This window comes from Inquilinus sp. (assembly GCF_057815775.1).
The window spans coordinates 1-7,279 of sequence record NZ_JBYRFX010000986.1 but is presented as its reverse complement, the minus strand read 5'-3'; the positions used below and the strand labels follow the sequence as shown (position 1 = coordinate 7,279).

Sequence of the window (7,279 nt, the reverse complement as noted above, 5' to 3'; positions counted from 1 at the left end):
GTGCCGCCGGCGGCCGTCGTCCCGGTCAGCCAACGCCACTGGGCCTTCCACACCGCCTCCATGGCGAAGGACGGTGCCTGCTCGGCCGCCTGCCACGCCGGGTCGGCATGATGCCAGTCCGGCTCGCCGACCGGGGCCATGCGGATGAATTCGAACTTCATCATGAACCGCTTGTCGGCGGTCAGGTTCTTCATCTTCCGGTGCCAGATGTCATAATGGATCATCAGCACCGACCCGGCTGGGCCGGACCCGTTCCGCTCCAGCGCATCGGGGTCCGTGATCCCGGCGGCGAGCAGGTGGCTGCCCGGCACCACCCCGGTCGGCCCCAGCTCGGCCGGCGTGTCCTGCGGGTAGTACATGATCATGACCCAGCGCGGCCGGTGGTTGCGCACCCGGCGCATGTAGCCCCAGTAGCTGTCCTTGTGGAAATGCTGGATCGGCGACCCCGGCGGGTTCTTATGCAGGGCGCGGTGCGGATGCATGATGTAATCCGGCCCCAGCACGCTGGTCAGCGCGCCCTTCACCACCGAATCCTCGAACACCGCGTTGATCTCGGGCACCAGCGGCAGCAGGTTGTTGCCGGGGTTCTCGTGCCGGTCGGCGCCGATCAGGTCGTCGAAGCGCTGGAAGATCTGGTCGTGGAAGGATTTCGGCAGCGCCGTCTGCAGCACCAGATAGCCGATGGCCAGGAACTGGCGCATCTGCGCGTCGGTGAGCAGCCGCGGCGTCTCGGCCTGGGCCGGAACATGCATGTCCATGGTGTCTCTCCCATTGCCCGGGCCCATTGGCTGGGCCACGGCTCAGATTGACTCTCTAGATGGGATTTAGCAAATGGATTCCATTTCTACATCCCATCTAAAATTTCATCGCCCGCCGAAGCCGGAGTTCATGGCGATGCCGCCGAAGATGTAGCGCTGCAGCAGCACCGTCAGGACGATGCCCGGCAGCATCGAGATCGCGGCGCCGGCCATCATGTAGTTCCACTGGGTGCCCTGCTGGGTCTGGAACAGGGTGAGGCCGAGGGGAATGGTCGCATGCTCCGTCCCGTTGACGATGATCAGCGGCCACAGGAAGGCGTTCCACTGGGCGGTGAAGGTGAACAGCGCCAGCAGGCCGAGGATCGGCAGCGACATCGGCAGGATGATGCTGACCAGGATGCGCAGCCGCGATGCGCCGTCGACCAGCGCCGCCTCCTCCAGCTCGCGCGGGATGTTCTTGAAGAACTGGCGCAGCATGAAGGTGCCGAACGAGCCGAAGGCCATCGGCAGGATCAGCGCCTGGAAGGTGTTCACCCAGTCCAGCCGGCTCATCAGCAGGAACAGCGGGATCACCAGCACCGCCTGCGGGATCATCAGCGTGCCGAGATAGGTCAGGAACAGCGTCTCGCGCCCGACGAAGCGCAGCCGGGCGAAGGCGTAGGCGGCGAGGCTGGAGACCACCAGCACGATCGCGGTGACCGCCGCCGCCACCATGGCGCTGTTCAGGAAGAACCGGCCGAACGGCAGGTAGAACCAGGCGTCGACGAAATTGCCCCACTGCCATTCGCTGGGCAGCAGCCGCGGCGGCACCGCCAGCACCTCGCCATTCGAACGCACCGCGTTGGTCAGCATCCAGAAGAACGGGAACAGGAAGGCCAGCGCCACCAGGGACATCGCCCCCTGCGACACCAGCGTGCCCGTCGTAACAGCACGGCTGCGATCAGGCGTCATAATGCACCCACTTTCGTTGCAGCCGGAACTGCAGCGCCGTCAGCGCCATGATGATGATGAACATCACCCAGGCAATCGAGGACGCGTAGCCCATGCGGTAGGTGGTGAAGCCGTTCTGGTAGATGAAGAAACCGAGCGTCGCGGTGGCAACGCCAGGGCCGCCGCGGGTCATGGAATAGACCTGGTCGAACACCTGCAGCGCCGTGATCGCGGTCATGACGGTGCCGAAGAACAGCGTCGGCGAGATCAGCGGCAGCTTGATCCGCCAGAAGCGCTGCCAGGGGGTGGCCCCGTCGATCCTGGCGGCGTCGAGATAGGTCTGCGGGATCGAATCCAGCGCCGCGCCGAACAGCAGCAGGTTGTAGCCGAAGCCGGACCACAGCGAGACGATGACGATCGCCTGCATCGCCCAGCCGGGATCGACCAGGAAGTTCGGGATCGGCAGGCCCAGCGCCCCGACGATCCAGTCCATCAGCCCGCCCGGGGTGAAGATCAGCAGCCAGACCACCGACACGCCGATCATCGGGGTGAAGGTCGGCAGGAAGAAGATCAGCCGGAAGAACCGCTTGCCCCAGCGCAGGCTGGAGATCCAGACCGCCATGCCGAGCGCCAGCACGATGTTCAGGACCAGGTATTCCACGGTGTACAGCACCGTGTTCAGCAGCACGTGCCAGAAGCTGGGATCGACCGTGAACAGCCTGATGTAGTTGGCCAGGCCGACGAATTTCGGCTGGCTCAGCAGCTGCCAATTGGTGAAGCTGAGCGCCAGCGAGGCCAGCAGCGGCAGCAGCAGGAAGGCCAGGAAGCCGAGCAGGCTGGGCAGCAGGAACCAGAACGCCGCCCGGCCTTCGCTGCGGAAGCCGCGGCGCCGGGACCGGGTCGAGGCGGCGGCTGCGTCCGCCCCGGCCCGGATATCGAGATTGCCGGCCTGCACGCTCATTCCGAAGCGAGGCTCTGCACGGTGTCCAGCACCTGCGGCCCGGTCTGCGACCCGCCGAAGGCCAGCGGCACATACTGCTCCAGCAGCTCCGACACCGCGTTCCAGTTGGCGGTGGTGCGATACGGCTTGGCGTTCTGCAGGGCGTAGGCGATCGCCTCCCGCGCGCCGGCCATGCCGGAAGCCGCGACCTCATACCAGTATTTCTGCTGGTCGGTGCGGGCGGCGAAGGCACGGCCCTGCGACGCCAGATACTGCTCCGCCTCCGGCCCGGTGATGATCTGGATCGCCTGCCAGGCCGCATCCTTGTGCTGGCTGGTCTTGGCGATGCCGAAGCCGGAACCGGCGGTCAGCGTGACGCTGCCGTTCTTGCCGGCCGGAACCGGCGCCAGCCCGATGTGGAACGACACCGATTTGCGCTTGTTGATCAGGCTCCAGGGCCCGTCGAAATACATCGCGACATTGCCGGAGGCGAAACGGCCGCCGATGATCTCGCTGGATTGCTGGCCGCTGGCCGCGATCACCGGCGCCACCTTCTCCTTCGTCACCAGCTCGACATAGGATTGGAACACCTGCTGCACCGCCGGGTCGGTGAAGTTCAGCTCGCCATCGGCGGTCAGGTAATTCTGGCCGTCGGACAGGACGAAGGGCAGCCAGTAATCGACCGAGGTGGCGCCGAAACCGTAATTGCCGTCCCGGGTCAACGCCTTGGCCCCCGCCAGGAAATCCGCCTGGGTCCAGCCCGGCTTCGGCAGGGCGACGCCGTATTTCTCGAACAGATCCTGGTTGTAGAAGACGATGTAGGGCCCGAAATCGTACGGCAGGGCATAGAGCTGGCCGTCGGCGCTCATGCCCTCGATGATCGAATGGTCGAACTGGCCGAGGTCCAGGCCGCTCTTGCCGGCATAGTCGTTCAGCGGCTCGAAGATGGTGGTGAAGTTGGGCAGCCGCAGCGACTGGATGCTGACGATGTCGGCCAACTGGTTCGAGGCGACGAAGGTCGGCAGCTTGGTCCAGTAGTCGCGCCACGACGTGGTGCGCAGCTCGATGGTGATGTCAGGGTGCTGGGCCGTGACCATGTCGGCGACATGCTGCCAGGCCTGGATCTCGGCATCGGTGCCGGCCCACATCTGCCAGGTCAGCGTCACCGGCTCGGCCTGCGCCGACGGAATCGACAGGCAGGCCGCACCGGCGACGGCGAGGCCGAGAACGGTTGTCAGCGTCTTCATGGCGTTTGTCCTCCTGATGCGGCCGCCTTCTGAATGGGCGGCCGCTTTTGATTGGCAGTCCCGCCCCCTTACCCGTCGGTCAGGAAGGGGCCGTTCGATCGCATAAGAAGAGGCATGGTCACGCGCGGGCCTGGGTCTCTTCGCGCCAGACGCGGCCATCGGGGAAGCGATGGGCGTCGAGCGACTCCGGCTTCATGGTGATGCTGTAGCCGGGCGCGGTGGGCGCGACGTAGCAGCCATCGGCCATCCGCACCGGGTCGACGAAATGCTCGTGCAGGTGGTCGACATATTCGATGAAGCGGCCGTCCTTGCGGCCGCTGACCGACACGAAGTCCCACATCGACAGGTGCTGCACGTATTCGCACAGGCCGACGCCGCCGGCATGCGGGCAGACCGGCACGCCGAACTTCGCCGCCATCAGGATGATGGCCAGGTTCTCGTTCACGCCGCCGACCCGCGCCGCGTCGATCTGGCAGAAGCCCATGGCGCTGGCCTGCAGGTACTGTTTGAACATCACCCGGTTGTGCACGTGCTCGCCGGTCGCGACCCGGGTGCCGTAGCGCCGCAGCACCCGGTCGATCGCGGCATGGCCGAGGATGTCGTCCGGGCTCGTCGGCTCCTCCACCCACAGCGGCTTGAAGGGCAGCAGCGCGGTCGACCATTCGATGGCATGGCCGACATCCCAGACCTGGTTGGCATCGACCATGAAGGTCAAATCGTCGCCGATCTCCGCCCGCACCAGGGCAGCGCGGGCGATGTCGGCATCACGGTCGGCGCCGACCTTGATCTTGAACGCCTTGAAGCCCTGGGCCAGCGCCTCGCGCACCAGCCGGCGGATCTTGTCGTCGCTGTAGCCCAGCCAGCCGGCGCTGGTGGTGTAGGCCGGGTAGCCTTCGGCCAGCAGCTGCTCGATCCGCGCCGCCTTGCCTGCTTCCTGCTTGCGCAGCAACTCCACCGCCTCATCAGGCGTCAGGGCGTCGGTGATGTAGCGGAAGTCGATGCAGCGCACCGTCTCTTCCGGCGTCATGTCGGCCAGCAGGCGCCACAGCGGCTTGCCCTCGGCCTTGGCCCAGAGGTCCCAGATCGCGTTCAGCATCGCCGCGGTGGCGAGCTGCATCACGCCCTTTTCCGGCCCGAGCCAGCGCAGCTGGCTGTCGCCGGTCAGCCGGCGGTAGGTCGCGCCCATGTCGCGGGTGAAGTCGGCGAGGTCCTGCCCCAGCACGGCCGGCTTCAGCGCCTCGATCGCCGCGCAGACGATGTCGTTGCCGCGGCCGATGGTGAAGGTCAGGCCATGCCCTTCCAGCCCGCCATCGGTCGACAGGATCACATAGGCGGCGGAATAGTCGGGGTCTGGGTTCATCGCATCCGACCCGTCCAGCCGCCGTGCGGTCGGGAAGCGGACATCCAGGACGCTGATCCGGTCGATCTTCACTCATGTCTCCGTCATGTCGACAAACGGCGCCGCCCCGATCCGGGCTGTGGCGCGATGGGTCTCGATGCCGGGACTATCCGGGTCTCTCGCACATCAGTGCTGGTCCCTCCCCACGATTGGCGGGCCATGATGGCCCCGGCTGGCGGCGTTCCAGCCCCGCTCTTGCGGCGGTTCGTCCCGTCCGACGACAGGCCTTTGCATTAGGAAAGGGTGCGGCTAGGCTGTCAAGTGGTCAGGCCAGTTCAAGTGGGATTTAGACACAGATTTCTGTCGAACCCGCGCCGGCGGGCCCGGTGCCGATTTTGGTCCCTTTTCAGGCAGCAGGGCGCCCATGCCCCTTCAAGCGGTCGTCAATCGCAAGCTCTACATCCAGATCGCCGAGCAGATCACAGCGCTGATCGACTCCGGCGAATTCCGGCCGGGCCGGCAGTTGCCGTCGGAGCGCGACCTGGCGCAGGAGCTGGGCGTCAGCCGCCCGACGGTGCGCGAGGCGCTGATCGCGCTGGAGGTCGCCGGGCTGGTTGAGGTCAGGATCGGCGTCGGCGCCTTCGTGCGCGCCGCGCCGGGGCCCAGCGCCGCCCTGCCCACCCTGGATCATTCGGCGCTGGAGATCATGCAGGCCCGCGCCGTGGTCGAGCCCGAGGTGGCCGCGCTGGCGGCGCAGCACATCACGCCGGAGGGCATCGACGCGCTGGCCGGGATCATCGCGGCGATGCGCTGCGAGACGGCCCGACGGGAATGGTCCCAGGCCTCGGATCGCGGCCTGCATGCGGTGATCGCCGAGCATTGCGGCAACCAGACCCTGCGCGAGATCGTGTCCTCGCTCTGGCGTGGCCGCGAGGAGGGGCTGAGCGAGACCTTCCACCGCCACCTGTCGCACCAGCCGGCGCTGCTGGACCGGATCATGGCCGACCACGAGGCCGTCGCCACGGCGATCCAGGCGCGGGACGCGGGCCAGGCACGGAAGGCCATGGCCGCCCATCTCGACTATGTCCAGAAGCAGATGCTGGCGGTCTGGGACTGATACCAGCGGCGGGAAATAACACCGTCGGCTCCTCAAGACCTGTCATCGCGAGGAGCGAAGCGACGCGGCGATCCAGAGATCGAGCCGCTGGATCGCCACGCCCCTGCGGGGCTCGCGATGACGGGTCTATAAAACGGGCCGTCGGTACCCTCAGCCCGCGACGGCCTTCACCAGCAGACGCTGCGCCGGCTCCAGGCGCGCTGCGAGATCGGCGGGCACGCCCGCCGGGCCCAGCATCTGGGCGACCGGGTGGAAGGCGATCACCACCTGCCCATCCTCGCGCTCGCGCACCAGCACCCGCAGCGGCAGGTCGAGCGCCGCGAGCGGCGATGCCAGCATGATCGGCGTGCCGCCCTTGGCGTGGCCGTAGAGGAGGACCGTCGCCGGCGGCATCGCCAGCCCCGCCTCGCGCGCGCCGGCGGCGTGGTCGATGCGGGCGAACACGGTCAGGCCCGCCTCCGTGATGGCCGTGGCCAGCCGGTCGACCGCCGCCCCGAAGCCCAGGGCCGTGGCGTGCTCGACGACGGCGGATGCAACAGAATCGGTCATGCCTCAGCCTCCTTATCCGTTCACCCCGACCGCACGGCGCAACGCCGCCCGGGCCAGCAGGCGGGTGGAATCGAGCGTCGGCAGCGGCGAATTCCCGTCATCGATAATCAGCGGAATCTCGGTGCAGCCAAGGACCACGGCGTCGCAGCCCCCTTCCTTCATCCGGTCGATGACGCGCTGGAAGATGGCAATGCCTTCGGGGCTGGTCACGCCATAGACCAGTTCGTCCATGATGACCCGGTTGATCCCGTCGCGCTCGGCCGGGCTCGGGCGCTGATACGCCAGCCCCCGGGCGGCGAACTTGTCCGGATAGACCTCGCTGTCGACCAGCCAGCGCGTGCCGGTGATGCCGATCTTGCGGAAGCCGCGCTCGGCCGCCTGGGCGGCGACGACTTCGGC

The 7,279-nt window shown here is 67.2% G+C and carries 8 protein-coding genes; 1 reads left to right on the top strand and 7 read right to left on the bottom strand.

Annotation, left to right across the window (positions count from 1 at the left end):
• The 5 genes from AC3XYG_RS35235 to AC3XYG_RS35215 form a co-directional block, all read right to left on the bottom strand.
• A partial coding sequence (locus tag AC3XYG_RS35235; protein ID WP_489144558.1) for a phytanoyl-CoA dioxygenase family protein occupies positions 1-758 on the bottom strand: 758 nt, incomplete at its 3' end.
• Positions 759-863: 105 nt separating this feature from the next.
• On the bottom strand, positions 864-1,709 hold the full coding sequence (locus tag AC3XYG_RS35230) for a carbohydrate ABC transporter permease (protein ID WP_489144557.1): 846 nt from the start codon (positions 1,707-1,709) through the stop codon (positions 864-866).
• Positions 1,699-2,649, bottom strand: a complete 951-nt coding sequence (locus AC3XYG_RS35225; RefSeq protein ID WP_489144556.1) for a carbohydrate ABC transporter permease — start codon at positions 2,647-2,649, stop codon at positions 1,699-1,701. The genes AC3XYG_RS35230 and AC3XYG_RS35225 overlap by 11 nt, the downstream gene beginning before the upstream one ends.
• Positions 2,646-3,875, bottom strand: coding sequence for an ABC transporter substrate-binding protein (locus AC3XYG_RS35220; RefSeq protein WP_489144555.1), 1,230 nt, complete (start codon positions 3,873-3,875; stop codon positions 2,646-2,648). Before AC3XYG_RS35220 ends, AC3XYG_RS35225 begins: the two co-directional genes overlap by 4 nt.
• A gap of 118 nt (positions 3,876-3,993) precedes the next feature.
• Positions 3,994-5,307, bottom strand: coding sequence for an L-fuconate dehydratase (locus AC3XYG_RS35215; RefSeq protein ID WP_489144554.1), 1,314 nt, complete (start codon positions 5,305-5,307; stop codon positions 3,994-3,996).
• Positions 5,308-5,638: 331 nt separating this feature from the next.
• Here AC3XYG_RS35215 and AC3XYG_RS35210 point away from each other — a divergent pair, with 331 nt between their 5' ends.
• Entirely contained in the window at positions 5,639-6,331 is a 693-nt protein-coding gene (locus AC3XYG_RS35210; protein WP_489144553.1) for a FadR/GntR family transcriptional regulator, read from the top strand.
• Between the two features lie 150 nt (positions 6,332-6,481).
• Here the strand turns inward: AC3XYG_RS35210 and AC3XYG_RS35205 are convergent, their stop codons facing one another.
• The gene (locus AC3XYG_RS35205) at positions 6,482-6,880 is read right to left on the bottom strand and encodes a DUF302 domain-containing protein (RefSeq protein WP_489144552.1); all 399 of its coding nucleotides are present in this window, start codon (positions 6,878-6,880) and stop codon (positions 6,482-6,484) included.
• 12 nt (positions 6,881-6,892) lie between these two features.
• On the bottom strand, positions 6,893-7,279 hold a 387-nt coding region (locus AC3XYG_RS35200; RefSeq protein WP_489144551.1), incomplete at its 5' end, for an aspartate/glutamate racemase family protein.

Excerpts from the sequence above, each read along its gene's own strand:
- AC3XYG_RS35230 (WP_489144557.1), bottom strand. The coding sequence starts at position 1,709 with ATGACGCCTGATCGCAGCCGTGCTGTTACGACGGGCACGCTGGTGTCG.
- AC3XYG_RS35210 (WP_489144553.1), top strand. The coding sequence starts at position 5,639 with ATGCCCCTTCAAGCGGTCGTCAATCGCAAGCTCTACATCCAGATCGCC.
- AC3XYG_RS35225 (WP_489144556.1), bottom strand. The coding sequence starts at position 2,649 with ATGAGCGTGCAGGCCGGCAATCTCGATATCCGGGCCGGGGCGGACGCA.
- AC3XYG_RS35220 (WP_489144555.1), bottom strand. The coding sequence starts at position 3,875 with ATGAAGACGCTGACAACCGTTCTCGGCCTCGCCGTCGCCGGTGCGGCC.
- AC3XYG_RS35205 (WP_489144552.1), bottom strand. The coding sequence starts at position 6,880 with ATGACCGATTCTGTTGCATCCGCCGTCGTCGAGCACGCCACGGCCCTG.